The organism is Pseudoflavonifractor phocaeensis (assembly GCF_021531375.1).
Taxonomy (GTDB): Bacteria; Bacillota; Clostridia; order Oscillospirales; family Oscillospiraceae; genus Lawsonibacter; species Lawsonibacter phocaeensis_B.
The window spans coordinates 13,460-32,211 of the sequence record NZ_JADYTU010000001.1; the positions used below are offsets into that span (position 1 = coordinate 13,460).

An 18,752-nucleotide genomic window follows, 5' to 3' on the forward strand; every position below is an offset into this window, starting at 1 on the left:
CCAGTAGAGCCTATTATAGGGTAAGGAATAGAAAAATCAAGGAGAAAAGTGTGAATTTTTATCCTTTCTTTACGCCTGGGGTTGTCAGAATGGGCAAAAACGCCGTCCGCCGGCCGTAAAGCCGGAAAGGGGACCGGAGCGGAAGGACAACAGGGGGTTGCACGCCGGAGGAAAAACGGGTAAAATGACAGGGAAATGCTGTACAATGAGGTGGATAACGCGCTATGAATCGTAAAACTTTGGCCGCGGCCTTCCCGTTCACAGTGCCGGTGCTGATGGGGTATCTGGCCATCGGGATGGCCTTCGGCCTGATGCTCCAGTCGGCGGGCTACGGCGTGGTGTGGGCCTTCATGATGAGCCTGACCATTTACGCCGGCTCGGGCCAGTATTTGGGGGTGTCCCTCCTGGCCACGGGAGCTCCGCTGCCCCAGGTGGCCTTTCTGACCCTGATGATCAACTTCCGGCACCTGGTCTACGGGCTGTCCATGCTGGAGAAATTCCGGGGCATGGGCGTGCGGAAGCTGTATATGATGTTTTCCCTGACGGACGAGACCTATGCGCTGCTCAGCTCCGCGCGGCCGCCGGAGGGAGTGGAGGAGCACGACTTCTATTTCTGCGTGGCGCTGCTGGACCACTGCTATTGGATCGCGGGCTCCGTCATCGGTTCGCTGGCCGGAGCGGCCCTGGGCTTTGACACCACGGGCGTGGATTTCGCCATGACCGCCCTGTTCCTGGTCATTGCCGTGGGCCAGTGGAAGGCTGCGGGCAGCCATCTGCCGGCCCTGCTGGGGGCAGCGGCCACGCTGGTCAGCCTGCTGCTGGTGGGGGCGGAGGATATGCTGCTCCCCGCCCTTGGGATCATCGTGTTGGTGCTGACCCTGCTGCGGCCCAGACTGGATGAGTCCCGTCCCGCCCAACAGGCGCGGAGTCAGGAGGTGACCCCATGATGCTGACCACCGGACAAGCTGTCGCGTCCATCGCCGTCATGGCGGCGGTCACGTTTTTGACCCGGGCCCTGCCCTTCCTGCTCTTTGACCGGGGGGACCACCCTCCCAGACTGGTGCTGTACCTGGGAAAGGTCCTGCCTCCGGCCATTATTGCCATGCTCATCGTCTACTGCCTGAAGGGCATCAGCTTTGCCGCGCCGGGAGGATGGGTCCCCACCCTGCTGGCGGGCGGGGCGGCGGTGCTCCTCCACCTGTGGAAGGGCAACGACCTGCTGTCGATCTTTGGGGCCACGGTCCTGTATATGGTCCTGGTCCAGGGCGTGTTTGGATAACATTCAACATTGGTTTAAAACCCGGGGGCCGGACGGTCCCGGGGCGGCGGAAGGAGGAGAGACCTTGTGGCAAAGAACGTGTTGATCACCGGCGCTTCCCGGGGCATCGGAGCGGCGGCGGCCCGTCAGTTCGGGGCAGCCGGATGGAACGTGGCCCTGAATTATTGCCGCAGCCGGGAGCAGGCCCTGTCCCTGGCGGCGGAGCTGGCCTGTTCCGGCGTGGAGGCGGTGGCGCTGGAGGGGGACGTGTCCGACCCGGTCCAGGCGGCCGCTCTGGTAGAGGCGGCAGAGGCCATGGGTCCTCTGGACGCGCTGGTGTGCTGCGCCGGGGTGGCCCTGCCCCAACAGCTGCTCACCGACACCACCGAAGACCAGTGGCGCAAGGTGATGGGGGTGGATCTGGACGGGGTGTTTTACACCATCCGGGCGGCCTATCCCGGCTTTGTGCGCCGTCAGGGGGGCTCCATCATCACGGTGTCCTCCATGTGGGGAGTGACCGGGGGCTCCTGTGAGGCGGCCTACTCCGCCGCCAAGGCGGGAGTCATCGGCCTGACCCGGGCCCTGGCCAAGGAGCTGGGCCCCTCCCACGTCCGGGTGAACTGCGTGGCTCCCGGAGTCATCGACACCGAAATGAACGGGCACCTGTCGCCGGAGGACCTGGCGGCTCTGGGGGAGGAGACCCCCTTGGGCCGGATCGGGACCCCGGAGGAGGCGGCCAGAGCCATGGTGTTCCTGGCCTCGGACCAGGCATCCTTCATCACCGGACAGGTCTTGCAGGTGGACGGCGGCTTCGTGATTTGACGGCACAGGGCATAAATCAGCTTTTAGGACAATATCTGATATCATATCAGGAAAGAATAAACGCCATGAGACGGACTGCCGGGGGCATGCTCCCGGCAGGATTGATGGGAAAGGAGAACGGGGATGCGTCGCTCCCAAAACAGGTACAGCGGCTATCGGGGCCGCAGGACGGCAAATGACCTGCTGAAGCGGATCGCCCTGGTGCTGGCTGTGCTGGTGGCTCTGGTCCTGGGCGGACTGTTTTTGGGTCAGGATTATATTGTATTCACAGACAACGGTCTGCGGCTGGACCTGCCCTTCTTCCGCCGGGAGACGCAGGAGCCTCTGGACCCGGGCAGCGTCAGCGTGGTGGTCCGGCCCAAGGAACCGGAGGACAACGAGCCGGAGGACCAGCAGCCAGAGGAGCAACAGCCGGTCCCCGAAGAGGCTATGGCGGCGGTGGAGCTGCCGGTGTCCGCCCTTCTGGACGGCACGGCGGCCCAGCGGCTGGAGGAGGCGGGGGCCAACAGCCTGATCCTGGAGATGAAGGACCGGGAGGGCCGTCTGGCCTGGCGTTTCCGGCAGGAGCTGGCGGTCCAGTCGGGCGTCCCAATGGGGACCGAAGAGATGAACGAGGCCCTTCAGCTGTGGAATGAAGGAGGGGTCTATACCGTGGCCCGGGTGTGCTGCTTCCGGGACAACACCCTCCCGTACCAGCGCAACGAGGTGGCGCTGCGGGCCGGCTATGGGAACTGGCGGGACGAACTGGGCCTGCGCTGGCTCAATCCGGACAGTCAGGCCGCCCGGACGTATCTGGCGGACTTGTGCGAAGAGCTGGCCCAGCTGGGCTTTGACGAGATCCTATTGGAGTGCTGCCAATTTCCCTGCCGGGGGAATCTGGAGGCCGTCGTCCCCAACGGCTCCTTCGCGGACGGAGGGTTCGAGACGGTGATGGCCGGCTTCCTGAGCCAGCTGGGCGAGAGGCTGGAGCCCTATGGCACGGTCCTGTCCCTGCGGGCGGACCGGGATGCTCTGGCGGACGGGGCGGCCGGAAGCGGCCTGACGGCCGCAGCGCTGGAGTCCGGCGTGGACCGGATTTGGATGGAGGAGGACGGCCAGGAGCCCGCCACTGTGGAACTGCTCTCCCAAGCTGGCCTCTCGGAGCCGGAGCAGCGGCTGGTGGTCCTGGCCCCCGCACTGGACGGGGAGAGCGCTGCCCCCCAGGCGGTCCTGGAGGAAATGACATAGAGCTGAAACAAGTTCTCAGGTGCTTTTTGCAACTGAGAACTTGTTTTCTTTCGTGGACATGAGAGGGATGAAAAAGAAAAAGCAGGAAAATTCATTAAAAGAAGCGAAAATGGGAATGAAAATTGGCCGTCTCAGGAAAAAATAAATAATTAAAATGAAAGTAAAAAAAGAGAAGCGTCAACGGTAAGAAAGTTTAATAAAATAAAGCTTGCATTTTTCGAATATATCACATAAAATAAAACCTAGAGATTTTTCCTATGCAATGCGCTAAGACAAAAAAGGTGGTGGAATCATGGCAGTAGAAGCCATTCAGAAAGTGACCCAGGCGGAAGCGGAATCCAAGCAGCGCAGAGACGCGGCGGCGGCGGAGAGCAAGCAGAAAGTTCTGGTAGCCCAGCGCGCGGCGCAGCGTCTGTTGGAGGAAGCCCGGGGTCAGGCTGAGGCCGAGGTTCGTCAGATGCTGGGGGACGCGGAGGCTGAGGCCGCCCGCTTGGCGGAGCAGGTCATGGACCAGGCCCGGCAGGAGTGCGAGACCATGAAGCAAGATGCACGCCAGCGTCTGGACCAGGCCGCCCAGTTGATTGTAGAAAGGGTTGTGAATCGCTGATGGCCATCGTCAAAATGAAGCATCTGCGTCTGGTAGCCATGGGCAGCGACCGGGAGGACCTGCTGCACCTGCTCCAGAGCATGGGCTGCGTGGAGATTGATGAGCCGTCCGTGGATCCCTCCGATCCGTTGTGGACTGGGTTGTCCCGCCCGGACAGCGGAGGATTGAGCGCCGCGCGGGAACGGAACAGCGAGGCGGAGCGGGCAGTGGCTGTGCTGAAGCGCAGCGCCCCGGAAAAGGGCGGCCTGCTCCGGCCAAAGCCGGACCTGACGGAGGACCAGCTCCTGGACCAAAAGGCCGCGGGGCAGGCCCTGGAAGCGGCGGAGGAGATCAACGGCGCGGAGCGGCGCATCAACGCCATCCATGCCGAGCAGCTCAAGCTGGAGACACAGAAGGCGGCGCTGGCCCCCTGGCTGGGGCTGGACCTGCCGCTGGAGACCGGATCCGGCGGCCAGGTGACCATCCAGTTGGGAACCCTGCCTGGAGCGGTCCCCTTTGAAACGGCAGAGGAAGCCGCTCTGGCGGCGGGAGAGCTGACCCAGCTGACCCAGATCTCAGCCGACCGGGAAAACCGGTACTGTCTGCTGGTCTGTCACAGCAGCCAGAGTCAGGCGGTGCTGGAAGCCCTGAAGGACCAGGGCTGGTCCAGAGCCAACCTCCGGGAGTGGACCGGAACGGCGGCGGAGAATACCGCGCGCCTAGACCGGGAGCTGGAGGCGCTGACCCAGGAGCAACATGCGCTGGAGGAAAAGCTGGCCGGCATGGGGCGGCTGCGGCCTACGCTGAAGCAGCTGGCCGACGCCACCGCGGCGGAGGTCAGCCGGGAGGAGTCCCGGGACCGTATGCTGGACACCGACAAGACGTTTTTCCTGGAGGGCTGGGTCCCGGCGGAGCGCTGGCCCGAACTGGAACAGGCTTTGGAACCTTACCCCTGTGCCTATGAGGCTGCGGACCCCACGCCGGAGGAGTACCCCAATGTGCCGGTGCGGCTGAAGAACAACTGGTTTACCAAGCCTCTGAACATGGTCACCGAGATGTACTCCCTGCCTGCCTACGGCTCTCTGGACCCCAATCCCCTGATGGCTCCCTTCTTCATCCTGTTTTACGGGATCATGATGGCGGACATGGGGTACGGGCTTGTGATGTTCCTGCTGGGAGCATTGGTACTGTGGAAGAAGAAGCCCGGCGGCACCATGGGCCACATGTGCGGGCTGCTGGTGCTGTGCGGCATCAGTACCTTTATTATGGGCGCCCTCACCGGCGGTTTTTTCGGAGATTTTATTCCCCAGTTGCTCAAGCTCATCAACCCTGAGAGCACCTTCGCCCTGCCCGCCCTGTTCACTCCCCTGGAGGATACCATGATGATCCTCATCGGAGCCATGTGCCTGGGCTTTGTCCAGATCCTCACCGGCATGGCCATCAGCTTTGTGAAAAAGCTGCGGGACGGCCAGGTGATGGACGCCATCTGGGAGGAGGTCACCTGGTGGGTGGTTTTCGCCGGACTGGCTCTGGCCATTTTGAAGGTCACCAATCTCGTTATCATCCTCGGCGGTGTTATGGTGGTGGCCGGACCGCTCATTACCGGGAAAGGCTTTGGAAAGATCACCGGCATCTTTGGTTCGCTGTACAACCACGTCACGGGCTACTTCGGGGACATCCTGTCTTACTCCCGTCTGATGGCCCTGATGCTGGCCGGCTCGGTCATCGCCCAGGTGTTCAACACCTTGGGAGCCATCCCCGGCAACATCGTCCTTTTCATTATTATTTCCTTCGCGGGCAACACTCTGAACTTCGCGCTGAACCTGCTGGGCTGCTACGTCCACGATCTGCGTCTGCAGTGTCTGGAGTATTTCAACAAGTTCTATCAGGACGGCGGGAAGCCCTTCCGCCCCCTGACTCTCAATACCAAATATTATAACGTGGTCAAATAATAAGGAGGATAAAACAATGACAGACATGAATCAACTGGTGGAGCTCCAGTCAATGCTCACTTTCTGGGGACAGATCGGCGGACTGGCCCTGGCCCTTCTGGGCGCCGGCCTGGCGGCGGTGCTCAGCGGCATCGGCTCCGCCAAAGGCACCGGTATGGCCGGCGAGGCCGGCACCGGCCTGCTGTGCGAGGACCCCAGCAAGTTCGGTAAGGTCATGATCCTTCAGGTCATCCCCGGTACCCAGGGCCTGTACGGACTGGTGGTCTGGTTCTTCGCCGTGTTCCGCATGGGCCTGCTGTCCGGCACCCTGCCCGCGCTGACTGTGGCCCAGGGCTTCCAGTACTTTGCCGCCTGCCTGCCCATGGCGCTGGGCGGCCTGTTCTCCGCCATCGCCCAGGGCCGTGTGGCCGCCGGCTCCATCAACATTCTGGCCAAGAAGCCCGACGACTGGTCCAAGGGTATGGTGCTGTGTATCACCGTGGAGTTCTACGCCATTCTGTCCCTGCTGGCCTCCATGCTGATGATCATCAACATCAGCGCCTGACGCTGGGAAAGGAACCGGCTTTATGGAAGGAATCGAAAAAATCACAGCCAAGATCATTCAGGACTCTGAGGCGGAGATCACCCAGCTGATGGCCCAGACCGACGCCAAGGTCCAGTCCATTGGCGAGGCGGCCAAGGCCCAGGCGGACAAAGAGACCGCCGATACCCTGGCTAAGGGCCGCCGGGCCGCCGGCGAACGTCTGGAGCGGCTGAAGTCCGCGGCCCAGATGGAGACCAGAAAGCTGGCCCTGGGGGCTAAGCAGGAGGTGCTGGCCGAGGCCTTTGATCTGGCGCTGGAGAAGCTGTGCACCCTGCCCGACCAGGAATACATTGACCTGCTGACCCGTCTGGCGCTGGAGGCCTCCTCCACCGGCCGGGAGCAGCTGGTCTTTTCCCCCAAGGACCGGGCGCGGATCGGCAAGCAGGTGGTGGTAGCCGCCAATGACGCCCTGGTCAAGGGCGTGGCCCCCGAGCTGCCCAACTCCATCACCGACACCAAGGTGGGGGCCTTCCTGGGCAAGGTGGTCAACTCCACCGCCGCCATCGTGTCCGGCACCGGGATGCTGACCCTCAGCGAGGAGACCCGTCCCATCAAGGGCGGCTTCATCATGGTGGACGGCGACGTGGAGATCAACTGCGCCTTTGAGACCTTGGTCCGCCTCCAGCGGGAAAAGCTGGAGAAGGAAGTGGCAAACCTGCTGTTTGATTAAAATTTAGGAGTTCGGAATCAGAAGCTTTGGCGTCCGGCTTTCCCGGAGAGGCCTGGAAGATCCCGCCGCCGGCGGAGCCATGGCCGCTTGCTTCTCATTCCTTGCTCCGCCCTGATTCCAAAAGTGAGGAGGGATACCTTGTCCCACCGAAAAGATACGGATTATCTCTCCATCTCCGCCCGCATCCGGGCCATGGAAAACCGTCTGCTGACCCGGGAACGCATGGACCGCATGATCGACGCACGGGACACCTCCGAGGCCATGAAGGTGCTCGGCGAGTGCGGCTACGGAGAAGGAGCTTCGCTGGACGCCGTCCTGGCCCAGGCCCGGGCGGACACCTTCCGGGATATGGAGGCGGCTGCCCCCGATCACCGGCTGGTGGAGATCTTCCAGCTGAAATATGACTATCACAACGCCAAGGCCATCCTGAAGGCCCAAGCCATGGGCGTGCCGGCGGAGCGGCTGCTCCTGCCCGGCGGGCGCTATGACGGCAAGGAGCTGTTAGAGGGCTGGCAGCGGGAGGACCTGCGCGGCTGCTCCGAGACCTTCCGGAAGGCCATGGACCGGGCCAAGGCCGCCCTGGCCGAGAGCCGCGATCCCCAGCAGGCCGACGTGATCCTGGACCGGGCCTGCTATGAGGAGATGGCCCGGCTGGCCCGGGAGCTGGAGAGCGACTTTCTCATGGGCTATGTCCGCCTGTCGGTGGATGTGGCCAACCTCCGAACCGCCATCCGGGTACACCGGATGGGGAAGGAGGGAGACTTCCTGCGCCAGGTGCTGCTGCCCGGCGGCAGCGTGTCCGAGCAGACGGTGGCCGCCGCCCGGGGCGAGGCGCTGGGCGAGGTGTTCCGTTCCGGTCCCCTGGCCCAGGCGGCGGAGCTGGGCGCCAAGCTGACCCAGCCGGGCAGCGGAGCGCTGACGGCCTTTGAAAAGGCCTGTGACGACGCTGTGACCGCCTATCTGTCCGCCGCCCGCCGCGTCCCCTTCGGGGAACAGACGGTGGTGGGCTACCTGTATGCCCGTGAACTGGAGCTGACCGCCATCCGGACCATCTTCGCGGGCCGGGCGGCGGGGCTGGATGGAGATACCATCCGGTCCCGGCTCCGTGGGACCTATGTGTAAGGGGGTGGGGGAACATGTATAAGATCGCTGTGATGGGCGACATGGACAGCGTCCTGGGCTTCAAGGCCCTGGGGCTGGAGGTCTGCCCCGTGACCAACCCCGAGGAGGGCCGGGAGGCGCTCCACCGCATGGCCAAGGAGAATTATGCCATCATCTATATGACCGAGCAGCTGGCCGCGCAGCTCCCCGCGGAGATCGCGCGGTACAAGGACGCCCTGACCCCCGCCATCATTCTGATCCCCGGCAAGGAGGGATCCCTGGGCATCGGCATGGACAACGTGAAGACCGCCGTGGAACGGGCGGTCGGAGCGGATATTTTATAATTTTAAGATTCCCAAATCGAAGCCCAACAGAGTGGGTTCGATTTGGAGAGGAGGCGCAACGCAGCAAAGCGGATATCCGGCTTTAGCCGGGTGGAGCGGAGCGGAGTTTGTGCCGACGAGAAAGAAGGTTTAGCCTATGGGTAAAATCGTCAAGGTCTCCGGCCCCCTGGTGGTAGCCACCGGCATGGAGGAGGCCAACATGGCGGACGTGGTCCGCGTGGGTGAGCAGCGCCTCATCGGCGAGATCCTCACCATGACCGGCGGCTCCGCCTCCATCCAGGTCTATGAGGAGACCTCCGGCCTGGGTCCCGGCGCCGAGGTGGTCACCACCGGCTCCCCCCTGTCGGTGGAGCTGGGTCCCGGTCTGGTGGAAAATATTTATGACGGCATCCAGCGTCCCCTGGAGGAGATCATGAAGAAGGTCCAGGGCAACAATCTGCCCCGCGGCGTGGAGGTGCCCGCTCTGGACCGGGAGAAGAAGTGGGAGTTCAACGCCACGGTGGAGCCCGGCGCCCAGGTGGTGGGCGGCGACATCATCGGTACCGTCCAGGAGACCCCCTCCATCCTCCACAAGATCATGATCCCCCCCAAGATGAAGGGAAAAATCGTATCCATCCAGTCCGGCTCCTTCACCGTCACCGAGACGGTGGCCGTGCTGGAGCAGGAGGACGGCTCCCGGGTGGAGCTGCCCATGATGCAGAAGTGGCCCGTCCGTGTGGGCCGCCCCTATAAGCACAAGTATCCCCCGGTCATCCCCCTGCAGTCCGGCCAGCGGATCGTGGATACCTTCTTCCCCGTGGCCAAGGGCGGCACCGCCGCCATCCCCGGCCCCTTCGGCTCGGGCAAGACGGTGATGCAGCACGCTCTGGCCAAGTGGTCCGACGTGGATCTGGTGGTCTACATCGGCTGCGGCGAGCGCGGCAACGAGATGACCGACGTTCTGCGGGAGTTCCCCGAACTGGTGGACCCCCGGACCGGCGAGTCCCTGATGAAGCGGACCGTCCTCATCGCCAATACCTCCGATATGCCCGTGGCCGCCCGTGAGGCCTCTATCTATACCGGCATTACCATCGCCGAGTACTTCCGTGACATGGGCTACGCCGTGGCCGTCATCGCCGACTCCACCTCCCGCTGGGCCGAGGCCCTGCGTGAGATGTCCGGACGTCTGGAGGAGATGCCCGGCGAGGAGGGCTACCCCGCCTACCTGTCCTCCCGTCTGGCCCAGTTCTACGAGCGGGCCGGCTCCGTGTCCTGCCTGGGGTCCGACGAGGACCGCCGGGGCTCCCTGACAGCCGTGGGCGCCGTGTCCCCTCCCGGCGGCGACCTGTCCGAGCCCGTGTCCCAGGCCACCATGCGTATCGTCAAGGTGTTCTGGGCCCTGGACGCCTCCCTGGCCTACCGCCGCCACTTCCCCGCCATCAACTGGCTGAACTCCTACTCCCTGTATCTGGATTCCCTGAAGCCCTGGTATGACGAGCATCTGGGCAAGGACTTCCTGGCCAACCGGGAGTGGGCCATGTCCACCCTCCAGGAGGAGGCCAGCCTGAACGAGATCGTCCAGCTGGTGGGCAAGGACTCCCTGTCCGCCAAGGACCAGATCACCCTGGAAGTGGCCAAGATGATCCGGGAGGACTTCCTCCAGCAGAACTCCTTCGTGGACATTGACTCCTACTCCGAGTATGACCGACAGGCCCGGATGCTGGCCATGATCCGTCAGTATGAAAACGAGTGCCGCGGCGCAGCGGAGCGGGGCGGAGACCTGAATGCCCTGTTTACCGTCCCCGTGCGGGAGAAGATCGGCCGGGCCAAGTCCGTCCCCGCCGACCAGTATAAGGACGCCTACGCCAACATTCTGGTGGAGATGGAAGAAGAAATCAGCGCCATCGCGGAGAAGGGAGAGGATGACCTGTGATTCGGGAATATAAAACCATTCAGGAGATCTCCGGCCCTCTGATGGTGGTCAACAGGGTCCAGGGTGTCACCTATGATGAGCTGGCTGAGATCGAGCTGTCCGACGGCTCTGTCCGCCGCTGTAAGGTGCTGGAGGTCAACGGCGACTCCGCCGTGGTCCAGCTCTTTGAGGCCTCCGCCGGCATCAATCTGAAGGACTCCAAGATCCGCTTTTTGGGCCACCCCCTCCAGCTGGCCGTCTCCGGCGACATGCTGGGCCGGGTGTTCAACGGTATGGGCCAGCCCATTGACGGCGGCCCTGCCATCCTGGCTGACGAGTACCGGGATATCAACGGCCTGGCCATGAATCCCGCCGCCCGGAACTACCCCAACGAGTTTATCCAGACGGGCATCTCCACTATCGACGGACTGAATACCCTGGTCCGTGGCCAGAAGCTGCCCATCTTCTCCGGCTCCGGCCTGCCCCACAATGTGCTGGCCGCCCAGATCGCCCGTCAGGCCAAGGTGCTGGGCGACGAGGCCGCCAACTTCGCCGTGGTCTTCGCCGCCATCGGCATCACCTTCGAGGAGTCCAACTTCTTCGTGGAGGAGTTCAAGCGCACCGGCGCCATCGACCGCACCGTGCTGTTCACCAACCTGGCCAACGACCCCGCCGTCGAGCGTATCGCCACCCCCCGTATGGCCCTGACCGCCGCCGAGTATCTGGCCTTTGAGAAGGATATGCACGTGCTGGTCATCCTGACCGATATCACCAACTACGCCGAGGCCCTGCGTGAGGTCTCCGCCGCCAAGAAGGAGGTCCCCGGCCGCCGCGGCTACCCCGGCTACCTGTACACCGACCTGGCCACCATGTACGAGCGCGCCGGCCGGCAGATGGGCAAGAAGGGCTCCATCACCATGATCCCCATTCTGACCATGCCCGAGGACGACAAGACCCACCCCATCCCCGACCTGACCGGTTATATCACCGAGGGCCAGATCATCCTGTCCCGTGAGCTGTACCGCAAGGGCATCAATCCCCCTGTGGACGTGCTGCCCTCCCTGTCCCGTCTGAAGGACAAGGGCGTCGGTCCCGGCAAGACCCGTGAGGACCATGCCAACACCATGAACCAGCTCTTCGCCGCCTACTCCACCGGCAAGGAGAACAAGGAACTGATGTCCATCCTGGGCGAGGCCGCCCTGTCTCCCACCGACCTGCTGTACGCCAAGTTTGCTGACGAGTTTGAAAAGCGCTATGTGGCCCAGGGCACCGACGAGAACCGGTCCATTGAGGAGACCTTGGATCTGGGCTGGGAGCTGCTGAGCATCCTGCCCCGGAGCGAACTGAAGCGGATCAAGCCGGAGTATATCGACAAGTACCTGCCCAAAAAGGATTAAGGGGGGATCGAGATGCCAAGCGCCACCATCAATCCCACCCGAATGGAGCTGACCAGGCTGAAAGGCCGGCTCAAGACCGCCCAGCGGGGCCATAAGCTGCTGAAGGATAAGAGGGACGAGCTGATGAAGCAGTTCATGGACGTGGTGCGGGAGAACCGGGCCCTCCGGAAACGGGTGGAGGAGGGGCTGATGCGGGCCCACGGTTCCTTTACCGTGGCCGCCGCCCTCATGTCTCCCGAGATGCTGGAGCAGTCCCTGCTGTACCCCAAGCAGTCCGTGGAGCTGGATATGACCTTCCAGAATATCATGTCTGTGGATGTGCCCCAGTACCACTTCCGCACCAGCAGCCAGGACCCCGGCGAGGTCTACCCCTATGGCTTTGCCCAGACCAGCGGCGAGCTGGACGACGCCGTGGACGCCATGTCCCAGGTGTTCCAGGATATGCTGCGGCTGGCCGAGGTGGAAAAGACCTCCCAGCTGTTGGCGGAGGAGATCGAAAAGACCCGCCGCCGGGTCAACGCCCTGGAGTATGTGAAGATCCCTCAGATGCAGTCCAGCATCAAGTATATTACCATGAAGCTGGATGAGAACGAGCGGGCCAATACCATCCGCCTCATGAAGGTCAAGGACATGATCCTGAAGGAGGCCATCCAGGAGAAGCGGGACGAGGACGCCCGGGCCATCAGAACCTTTGGGTCTGAAGGCGAGGCTCCGCAGCAGGTTTAACAGACGGCTGCTGTACCGCTCCCGCGATGTCAATAAAATAAATGACACAGGCACCGTTTGGGAAACCAAACGGTGCCTGTATTTGTCGCTAAAACCTGCCGGCTCCGAGTACCATACCCTGCTGTTATCCAAACACCTGTTGGGCCGTTTGAATGAGCAGCTTACAGGGATTGGAGATATATTTCCCCTTTTTATGGACGACGCACAGCTTTCGGTAGGGCGCTCCGTCTATGGGGTAGAGGCAGATCTTTTTGCCGTGGTCCCCGTAGCGGAAGAGCGTATCGGTGACAAAGCTGCACCCCAGTGCGGATTCGGTGTATTGAAGGGATGTGATAAGCTGGTCCAACTGCAGCATGACCTTTGAGGTCGAGCCGTATTGGGCAAATATTTTTTGTGCCCGCTGAAACATATCATTTTCCGGCTTTAGAAGAATAAAGGGTTTTTCCAGCATCCCCCGTATTTCCTCGGAGGGCAGGGACGCGGCGGGACGTCTATTCTGACGGATCATTTCCCGGGTGATTTGGAAGGGCTTGAGCCGCCCGTTTTCCGGTTCGCTGTCCGGGACGGCCAGTAAGATCTGCTCGTTGAGCAGGTGGTGGTATACCAGCGTGTCGTCCTCCATATCAAAACTGTCGATGACGAGATCCAATTCGCGGTCCTGAACCATGCGGCGCAGAGAAAAGGATTTTTCCTCGATGAGGTCGATCTGAAGTTCCGGATAGCGGGGCATGAGCTGGCGCAGAATAAGCGGAACGATACTGGACAGGACATAATTAGAGCCGCCCAACCGGACCGTTCCTTTGACCAGGTTTTGAATGTCCCATAGCTTTTCGTTGAGGGTGTCCTCGCACTGGGCCACATTTTCGATGTACTCAATGAATGCTTGGCCGGCCTGTGTCAGCTCCAGCGGAGTCGCACCCCGGTCAAATATGGGGGCTCCAAACTCCCGCTCCGCCTTCTTTACCATGGCGCTGAGGGAAGGCTGGGAGATGTATAATTTTTCCGCCGCTCTGGTAAAGCTCCTCTCTTTGTATACCGTATAGATGTATTTCAGTTTGAGATCCATAGCCAAACGCCTCCATAGTTATATGACTATGAGTTTTATAGATTCATTTGTATTTGATTATATATCAAGGGGCCATTATAATCAAGGCATAGGAGGCGATCTTATGAATCAGCAGCGTCCGATTATTGTCTTTGATTCTGGTTTTGGCGGGATCAGCGTATTGAAAAAATTGGTCCGCGCGATGCCGAATGAGAGCTTTTTATATTTTGGAGACTCCGCCAACGCCCCATATGGCCCCCGCCCCCAAAGCGAGGTGCGGGAACTGACCGTAGCGGCAATCAAGTCGCTGCTTCCATACAACCCCAAGGCGGTGGTGATCGCCTGCAATACGGCCACAGCAGCCGCGTTGGAGGCAGTCCGGCGGAGCTGCCCCGGCATCCCGGTCATTGGGATTCAGCCCGCAGTCAAGGCGGCGGCGGAAGTGAGCCGGCGGGTCCTGGTACTGGCCACAGCGGGGACGCTGGCTTCCGAATCCTTCCAGAAGCAGATGGAGGATTTGGCCGGCGGTCCGGAGATCCTTTCCCTGGCTGCGCCGGGTATCGTAACGTATGTGGAAGGGACGATGAATGACCGGGAATGGATCATAAGTTATCTGAAGGACCTGTTTCGGCCCATGGACGGGAAGCCTGTGGACAGTGTTGTTCTGGGCTGTACCCACTTCCCCTTCGCCAAAGATGTGATCCAGGAAGCCTTGGGATATCCGGTTTCGTTCTTTGACGCCAGCCAGGAAGTATCGGAGAGAACGATTGCGGCGTTAGAGGAGAAGGAATGGCGGAACCAGGAAGAAAGCAGCGGAAGCATCACCTTCGTCAACAGCCTTCACAAAGAGTATACGATTCGCTTCGCATGGGCGCTTTTCGCCAGCATGTGCTGAGGGCTGTTTAGGCTTCCTGCGGCTGCGGCGGTAAAGTATTACAGAAAACGCACGCCTGAATCCAAATCGGATTCAGGCGTGCGTCTTTTCATTTCCGGTTGAATGGAACTTATATCAGGGAACGGTATTGTCTTGAAATTGACTCAATACCCCATGTCCCGGCCGGCCTTGCGGCGGTTGCGGAACTCGGCGGTGGCGGTGAACAGCACGTCGGAGGAGGAGTTCAGCGCGGTCTCGCAGGAGTCCTGGATGACGCCGATGATGAAGCCGATGGCGACCACCTGCATGGCCGCGTCGTTGGAGATGCCGAACAGGGAGCAGGCCAGGGGGATCAGCAGCAGGGAGCCGCCGGCCACGCCAGAGGCTCCGCAGGCAGCCAGAGAGGACACCACGCTCAGCAGCAGGGCGGTGGCAAAGTCCACCTGGACCCCCAGGGTGTTGGCGGCGGCCAAGGTCAGCACCGTGATGGTGATGGCGGCGCCGGCCATGTTGATGGTGGCGCCCAGAGGGATGGAGACGGAGTACTTGTCCTCATCCAGCCCCAGTTCCTTGCACAGCTTCATGTTTACCGGGATGTTGGCGGCGGAGCTGCGGGTAAAGAAGGCCATAATGCCGCTGTCCCGCAGGCACTTGAAGACCAGGGGATAGGGATTCTTCCGGATGCAGACAAAAACGATCAGGGGGTTGACCACCAGAGCCACGAAGAACATGCAGCTCACCAACACCAGGATCAGATGGCCGTAGGAGGCGAAGGAGTCAAAACCGGTTTCGGACACGGTGGTGAAGACCAGGCCCAGAATACCGAAGGGGGCGCAGCTGATGACCCAGCGGATGGCGGTGCTCATGGCGTCTGAGATGTCGGCCAGCGCCTTCTGGGTGCCCTCGCCGGAGCTCCTCAAAGCCAGACCAAAAACCACGGCCCAGAGCAGGATGCCCATATAGTTGGCGTTGACGATGGCGTTGATGGGGTTGCTGACGGCGTTGGTCAGGAGATTCATGATTACCTCGCCAATGCCGCCGGGAGCGGAATTTTCAGCGGCCTGCTCCAAAAGCAGGGTGGAGGGGAAGGCGAAGCTGGCCACAACAGCGCACAGGGCAGCCAGGAAGGTGCCCACCAGGTAGAGGACGATGACCGTGGACATGTTGCTGCCGGAGCCTCCCTTGTGCCGGGCCAGGGAGTGCATGACCAGGAAGAAGACCAGCAGGGGAGCCAGGGCCTTCAGAGCGCCCACGAACAGGGTGCCCAGAACGCCGATCACAGAGGCGGAGGGGATTAGCAAGCCCAGGATCACGCCGAGGATCAGGCCCAGGATGATGCGTTTCACAAGACTGATGCGGTTCCATTTTTGGATCAATTCCATTTTTTCCAATTCCTTTCTCTCTGCGGGGGAGTGGTGCGGCCAGCGAGCAGTTGTATTTCAAGGACGCACACCCAAGAGCAAAAAAATCCCACCCCTCTGGGTGGGATTTTTGCTGGAGCGAGTGACGAGGCTCGAACTCGCTACCTCCACCTTGGCAAGGTGGCGCTCTACCAGATGAGCTACACTCGCAGCGACAAGTGGTATTATAGCAGAAATTGAGCCAATGTCAATATGGAATTTGAAAAAAATTAAATTTTTTGTCGGGAGGAAAATGAGGGGCTCAGAGCTCCGGAGACGGGGCATCGGATTCCTCGGGAGCTTCGCAGGGAGGGACTGCCTCCCGGTCCCAGTCGTAGCCCAGCTGCTCCATCTGGGCGTCCCACAGGAATACGTCCTCCTCACCGGCGGGCCGGGCCAGATCCATGTGCCGCCACCCGGCCTGGGTGCTCACCAGGTTCCAGCTGTGGGGTTCCCCGTTGAGAGAGCCCTCCACGATCTGGCAGGAGTAGTTCAGCCGCTGGCACAGCAGGGACATGGCCAGCGCCAGTCCAAGGCTGTCGGCCTGGTGCTCGGCCAAGGTGTGGTAGGCGGTGGAGCCGCCGCCGGGGACGTACCGGGCGCTGCCCAGAATGGCCGCGCGGATGTCAAGCAGGCCCTGATCGTCCATGGCGTCCCACAGCCTTCCTGCCATGTCGTCGGCCAGCAGAGCCAGCGCGGACTTCCGGCGCTGCAGCTCCTCCTGATCCAGCTGGTAGGTCAACAGGATCTCCACGATGCGCTGCCGCCCGCTGTCGGGATAGAAGGTGACGCTGGCCCGGGGGTAGTCCAGGGCGGTCTCCGGCGCGGCGAAATAGGCCTGACGGATGAGGGCCTGGATATACTCGTAGTCCTCGTCGAAGTAGCTGATCCGCAGGACGCATTCCGGGGCGAAGGCTGCCATGGTCTCCTCCAGCTCGCTGCGAATGGCGGTGGTGCCGGTGGCAGAGGCGATGGAAGCAATCTGCTCCCGGCTGCGGCGGTAGGTGATCTGGACGTCGGCCTCGTCATAGGTGACGATGGAGGTGACGTTATACTTGATGTAGTCCACGGCGTAGGCACCCAGAGGGTCCTCCTGGACCACCTCCAGACAGGCGGCCTCCAGATCGGCCTCCGCGTCCCGGGAGTCGCTGTACAGGCGGATGGACCCGGTCTCGATGCCCTGGGAGATAAAGTAGATCAGGGCGTTGACCAGCTCCTGGTAGCTCTCTACACGGAGGACGGAGGGGTCGCCCTCGGCGGTGAGGTTGGAGTTGTGGGGGGTGACATGGACATAGTCCCGGTTCAGTAGGGAAGAACACCCCGACAGCAGAAGCGCCGCCGCGGTCACCGCAGCCAGGAACCGTCGTTTCATCGGGGGACCTCCTTCCGTGCCGGGATCAATAGCCCAGCTCCTGATCCACGAGAATCAGCTCCATGCGTGCTACGCCGGCGGGCTTGCCCCACAGGACAGTGAGGGCCTTGCAGATGCGCTCGGGGCTCTTGCAGTTATAGCAGCGGTCGCCCTTGGCGGCGCAGGGGGTCTGTCTGCCCAGCCGCTGGGCGTTCTTGGGGGCGGCGATGTTCCGGGCGCGCCACAAAGCGGACTCATAGTCGGGGGCGATCTTGTTGCGGCCCACCACCAGATAGACCGTCTGGTGGCCGAACAGCGTGGAGGCCACCCGGTTGCAGGTGCCGTCGATGTTGATGATCTCGCCGGTCTCGGCCAGACCGTTCACGGAGCTGATGTACACGTCGGTGGTCATGGCGTCGGCCAGGGAGCCGCCCTCCCAGTGCCAGACCACCTGGTTGTGGGCGGACAGGCGGGGATAGAGTCCCATCTCCTGCAAAGTTACGGAGCCGCCGAAGGAAACGGTCCGGCCGTCGATCTGCCGGTCCAAATAATCGGCGGCCTGGGCGGCGGTATCGAAGCAGCGCACGGTGTAGCCCAGCTCCTCCAGTGTCCCGCTCAGCTTTTTCAAATCGGTCATCAAAGATCATCCTTTCTGTTAGATATCATGTTGTTGATAGTGCCGGAAGCCCAGACCCAGCACCTCGTGGGCGTCGCAGACGATAAGAAAGGCGTCGGGGTCCAGCTCTTTCACCGCCTGCTTCACTGCCACGATCTGCCGCTGCTTGAAGGCGCACATCAGGATCTGCTTCTCTTCCCCGCTCCAGCCCCCCTGGCCATGGAGAATGGTGACGCCCCGTTCCAGCTGGTGGACCAGCGCGCCCAGGACTGCCTCTGTCTGGTCGGTGATGATATAAGCCACCTTGGCCGTGTCCAGACCGTAGAGCACCGTGTCCATGACCAGCGTGGAAATGTACAGAGCGATCAGGCCGTACAGGGCCGTGTCCAGACTGTGGAATACCAGAGCGTAGACGCAGATCACCGCAAGATCCAGCCCCAGCAGCAGCTTGCCCATGGGCAGCCAGGGCAGGGGCAGCTTCAGCAGCCGGGCCAGCAGGTCGGTGCCGCCGGTGGAGGCCCCCTGACCCAGGATGACGCCCAGGGAGATCCCCAGGAGCAGACCGCCGTAGATGCAGGCCAGCAGAGGTTCCATGGGACGGAAGGCGTATGCCCGGTCCAGCAGGTCGATGAACAGGGAGGACAGGGTCATGGCGTACAGGGAGGAGACCAGCAGGCGGCCTCCCAGCAGCTTCCATCCCAGCAGGAACAGCGGGACGTTCATGCAGAACACCAGTGCGCCGATGGAGGGAAAGCCCAGAAAGGCGTGGATGATCTGGGCAACGCCGGTAAATCCGCCGTAGGCGATGTTGTTGGGGGCGTAGCACCAGTTAAAGGCCAGAGCGTAGACGGCGCAGCCGGCGGTGATGAGCAGATAGCGGCGCAGGGTTTTCAGGGACAAGGTGATTCC

At 61.9% G+C, this 18,752-nt stretch carries 19 protein-coding genes and 1 tRNA gene; 14 read left to right on the plus strand and 6 right to left on the minus strand.

Annotated features, from left to right (window positions below; translation table 11 throughout):
• The first annotated feature begins 224 nt into the window (after positions 1-224).
• From I6E39_RS00070 to I6E39_RS00130, 13 genes are all read left to right on the plus strand, one after another.
• The gene (locus I6E39_RS00070; RefSeq protein ID WP_235379266.1) at positions 225-947 is read left to right on the plus strand and encodes an AzlC family ABC transporter permease; all 723 of its coding nucleotides are present in this window, start codon (positions 225-227) and stop codon (positions 945-947) included.
• The gene (locus tag I6E39_RS00075) at positions 947-1,279 is read left to right on the plus strand and encodes a branched-chain amino acid transporter permease (protein ID WP_276530262.1); all 333 of its coding nucleotides are present in this window, start codon (positions 947-949) and stop codon (positions 1,277-1,279) included. Before I6E39_RS00070 ends, I6E39_RS00075 begins: the two co-directional genes overlap by 1 nt.
• A 66-nt stretch (positions 1,280-1,345) precedes the next feature.
• Positions 1,346-2,080, plus strand: a complete 735-nt coding sequence (ymfI, locus tag I6E39_RS00080) for an elongation factor P 5-aminopentanone reductase (RefSeq protein WP_235379268.1) — start codon at positions 1,346-1,348, stop codon at positions 2,078-2,080.
• Positions 2,081-2,203: 123 nt separating this feature from the next.
• A complete protein-coding gene (locus I6E39_RS00085; RefSeq protein ID WP_235379269.1) occupies positions 2,204-3,307 on the plus strand; it encodes a putative glycoside hydrolase in 1,104 nt (367 codons plus the stop codon).
• A gap of 292 nt (positions 3,308-3,599) precedes the next feature.
• Positions 3,600-3,914 (plus strand): hypothetical protein, encoded by a 315-nt coding sequence (locus I6E39_RS00090; RefSeq protein ID WP_235379270.1) that lies wholly within the window; start codon positions 3,600-3,602, stop codon positions 3,912-3,914.
• The gene (locus tag I6E39_RS00095; protein ID WP_235379271.1) at positions 3,914-5,845 is read left to right on the plus strand and encodes a V-type ATP synthase subunit I; all 1,932 of its coding nucleotides are present in this window, start codon (positions 3,914-3,916) and stop codon (positions 5,843-5,845) included. The genes I6E39_RS00090 and I6E39_RS00095 overlap by 1 nt, the downstream gene beginning before the upstream one ends.
• 16 nt (positions 5,846-5,861) lie before the next feature.
• Positions 5,862-6,389 carry a V-type ATP synthase subunit K gene (locus I6E39_RS00100; protein WP_420908164.1) on the plus strand — a complete coding sequence of 176 codons (528 nt, stop codon included), beginning with the start codon at positions 5,862-5,864 and terminating at the stop codon, positions 6,387-6,389.
• Between the two features lie 22 nt (positions 6,390-6,411).
• Entirely contained in the window at positions 6,412-7,098 is a 687-nt protein-coding gene (locus I6E39_RS00105) for a V-type ATP synthase subunit E (RefSeq protein ID WP_235379272.1), read from the plus strand.
• A gap of 138 nt (positions 7,099-7,236) precedes the next feature.
• A complete protein-coding gene (locus tag I6E39_RS00110; RefSeq protein ID WP_235379273.1) occupies positions 7,237-8,220 on the plus strand; it encodes a V-type ATPase subunit in 984 nt (327 codons plus the stop codon).
• A 14-nt stretch (positions 8,221-8,234) separates the two neighbouring features.
• Entirely contained in the window at positions 8,235-8,543 is a 309-nt protein-coding gene (locus I6E39_RS00115; protein WP_235379274.1) for a V-type ATP synthase subunit F, read from the plus strand.
• 136 nt (positions 8,544-8,679) lie between these two features.
• Positions 8,680-10,455 carry a V-type ATP synthase subunit A gene (locus tag I6E39_RS00120; RefSeq protein WP_235379275.1) on the plus strand — a complete coding sequence of 592 codons (1,776 nt, stop codon included), beginning with the start codon at positions 8,680-8,682 and terminating at the stop codon, positions 10,453-10,455.
• Positions 10,452-11,831 carry a V-type ATP synthase subunit B gene (locus I6E39_RS00125; protein WP_235379276.1) on the plus strand — a complete coding sequence of 460 codons (1,380 nt, stop codon included), beginning with the start codon at positions 10,452-10,454 and terminating at the stop codon, positions 11,829-11,831. The genes I6E39_RS00120 and I6E39_RS00125 overlap by 4 nt, the downstream gene beginning before the upstream one ends.
• A gap of 12 nt (positions 11,832-11,843) precedes the next feature.
• A complete protein-coding gene (locus I6E39_RS00130) occupies positions 11,844-12,557 on the plus strand; it encodes a V-type ATP synthase subunit D (protein WP_235379277.1) in 714 nt (237 codons plus the stop codon).
• Between the two features lie 124 nt (positions 12,558-12,681).
• On the opposite strand, the gene I6E39_RS00135 is transcribed toward I6E39_RS00130, so the two are convergent.
• Positions 12,682-13,623, minus strand: a complete 942-nt coding sequence (locus tag I6E39_RS00135) for a LysR family transcriptional regulator (protein WP_235379278.1) — start codon at positions 13,621-13,623, stop codon at positions 12,682-12,684.
• Between the two features lie 103 nt (positions 13,624-13,726).
• Here I6E39_RS00135 and murI point away from each other — a divergent pair, with 103 nt between their 5' ends.
• Positions 13,727-14,497: a glutamate racemase gene (gene murI / locus I6E39_RS00140; RefSeq protein WP_235379279.1), complete on the plus strand. Its 771-nt coding sequence runs from the start codon at positions 13,727-13,729 to the stop codon at positions 14,495-14,497.
• A gap of 143 nt (positions 14,498-14,640) precedes the next feature.
• Here the strand turns inward: murI and sstT are convergent, their stop codons facing one another.
• From sstT to I6E39_RS00165, 5 genes are all read right to left on the minus strand, one after another.
• On the minus strand, positions 14,641-15,858 hold the full coding sequence (gene sstT, locus I6E39_RS00145) for a serine/threonine transporter SstT (protein ID WP_235379280.1): 1,218 nt from the start codon (positions 15,856-15,858) through the stop codon (positions 14,641-14,643).
• A 113-nt stretch (positions 15,859-15,971) separates the two neighbouring features.
• Positions 15,972-16,047: transfer RNA gene (locus I6E39_RS00150), tRNA-Gly, on the minus strand.
• 91 nt (positions 16,048-16,138) lie between these two features.
• Positions 16,139-17,248: a hypothetical protein gene (locus I6E39_RS00155; RefSeq protein ID WP_235379281.1), complete on the minus strand. Its 1,110-nt coding sequence runs from the start codon at positions 17,246-17,248 to the stop codon at positions 16,139-16,141.
• 25 nt (positions 17,249-17,273) lie between these two features.
• Positions 17,274-17,864, minus strand: coding sequence for a lactate utilization protein (locus I6E39_RS00160; RefSeq protein ID WP_235379282.1), 591 nt, complete (start codon positions 17,862-17,864; stop codon positions 17,274-17,276).
• Positions 17,865-17,882: 18 nt separating this feature from the next.
• Entirely contained in the window at positions 17,883-18,743 is an 861-nt protein-coding gene (locus I6E39_RS00165; RefSeq protein WP_235379283.1) for a YitT family protein, read from the minus strand.
• Positions 18,744-18,752: the final 9 nt, after the last annotated feature.

Coding starts and splice junctions, on each gene's coding strand:
- I6E39_RS00070 (WP_235379266.1), top strand. CDS start 225: ATGAATCGTAAAACTTTGGCCGCGGCCTTCCCGTTCACAGTGCCGGTG.
- I6E39_RS00075 (WP_276530262.1), top strand. CDS start 947: ATGCTGACCACCGGACAAGCTGTCGCGTCCATCGCCGTCATGGCGGCG.
- I6E39_RS00085 (WP_235379269.1), top strand. CDS start 2,204: ATGCGTCGCTCCCAAAACAGGTACAGCGGCTATCGGGGCCGCAGGACG.
- I6E39_RS00090 (WP_235379270.1), top strand. CDS start 3,600: ATGGCAGTAGAAGCCATTCAGAAAGTGACCCAGGCGGAAGCGGAATCC.
- I6E39_RS00095 (WP_235379271.1), top strand. CDS start 3,914: ATGGCCATCGTCAAAATGAAGCATCTGCGTCTGGTAGCCATGGGCAGC.
- I6E39_RS00100 (WP_420908164.1), top strand. CDS start 5,862: ATGACAGACATGAATCAACTGGTGGAGCTCCAGTCAATGCTCACTTTC.
- I6E39_RS00105 (WP_235379272.1), top strand. CDS start 6,412: ATGGAAGGAATCGAAAAAATCACAGCCAAGATCATTCAGGACTCTGAG.
- I6E39_RS00115 (WP_235379274.1), top strand. CDS start 8,235: ATGTATAAGATCGCTGTGATGGGCGACATGGACAGCGTCCTGGGCTTC.
- I6E39_RS00120 (WP_235379275.1), top strand. CDS start 8,680: ATGGGTAAAATCGTCAAGGTCTCCGGCCCCCTGGTGGTAGCCACCGGC.
- I6E39_RS00130 (WP_235379277.1), top strand. CDS start 11,844: ATGCCAAGCGCCACCATCAATCCCACCCGAATGGAGCTGACCAGGCTG.
- I6E39_RS00135 (WP_235379278.1), bottom strand. CDS start 13,623: ATGGATCTCAAACTGAAATACATCTATACGGTATACAAAGAGAGGAGC.
- murI (WP_235379279.1), top strand. CDS start 13,727: ATGAATCAGCAGCGTCCGATTATTGTCTTTGATTCTGGTTTTGGCGGG.
- sstT (WP_235379280.1), bottom strand. CDS start 15,858: ATGGAATTGATCCAAAAATGGAACCGCATCAGTCTTGTGAAACGCATC.
- I6E39_RS00155 (WP_235379281.1), bottom strand. CDS start 17,248: ATGAAACGACGGTTCCTGGCTGCGGTGACCGCGGCGGCGCTTCTGCTG.
- I6E39_RS00160 (WP_235379282.1), bottom strand. CDS start 17,864: ATGACCGATTTGAAAAAGCTGAGCGGGACACTGGAGGAGCTGGGCTAC.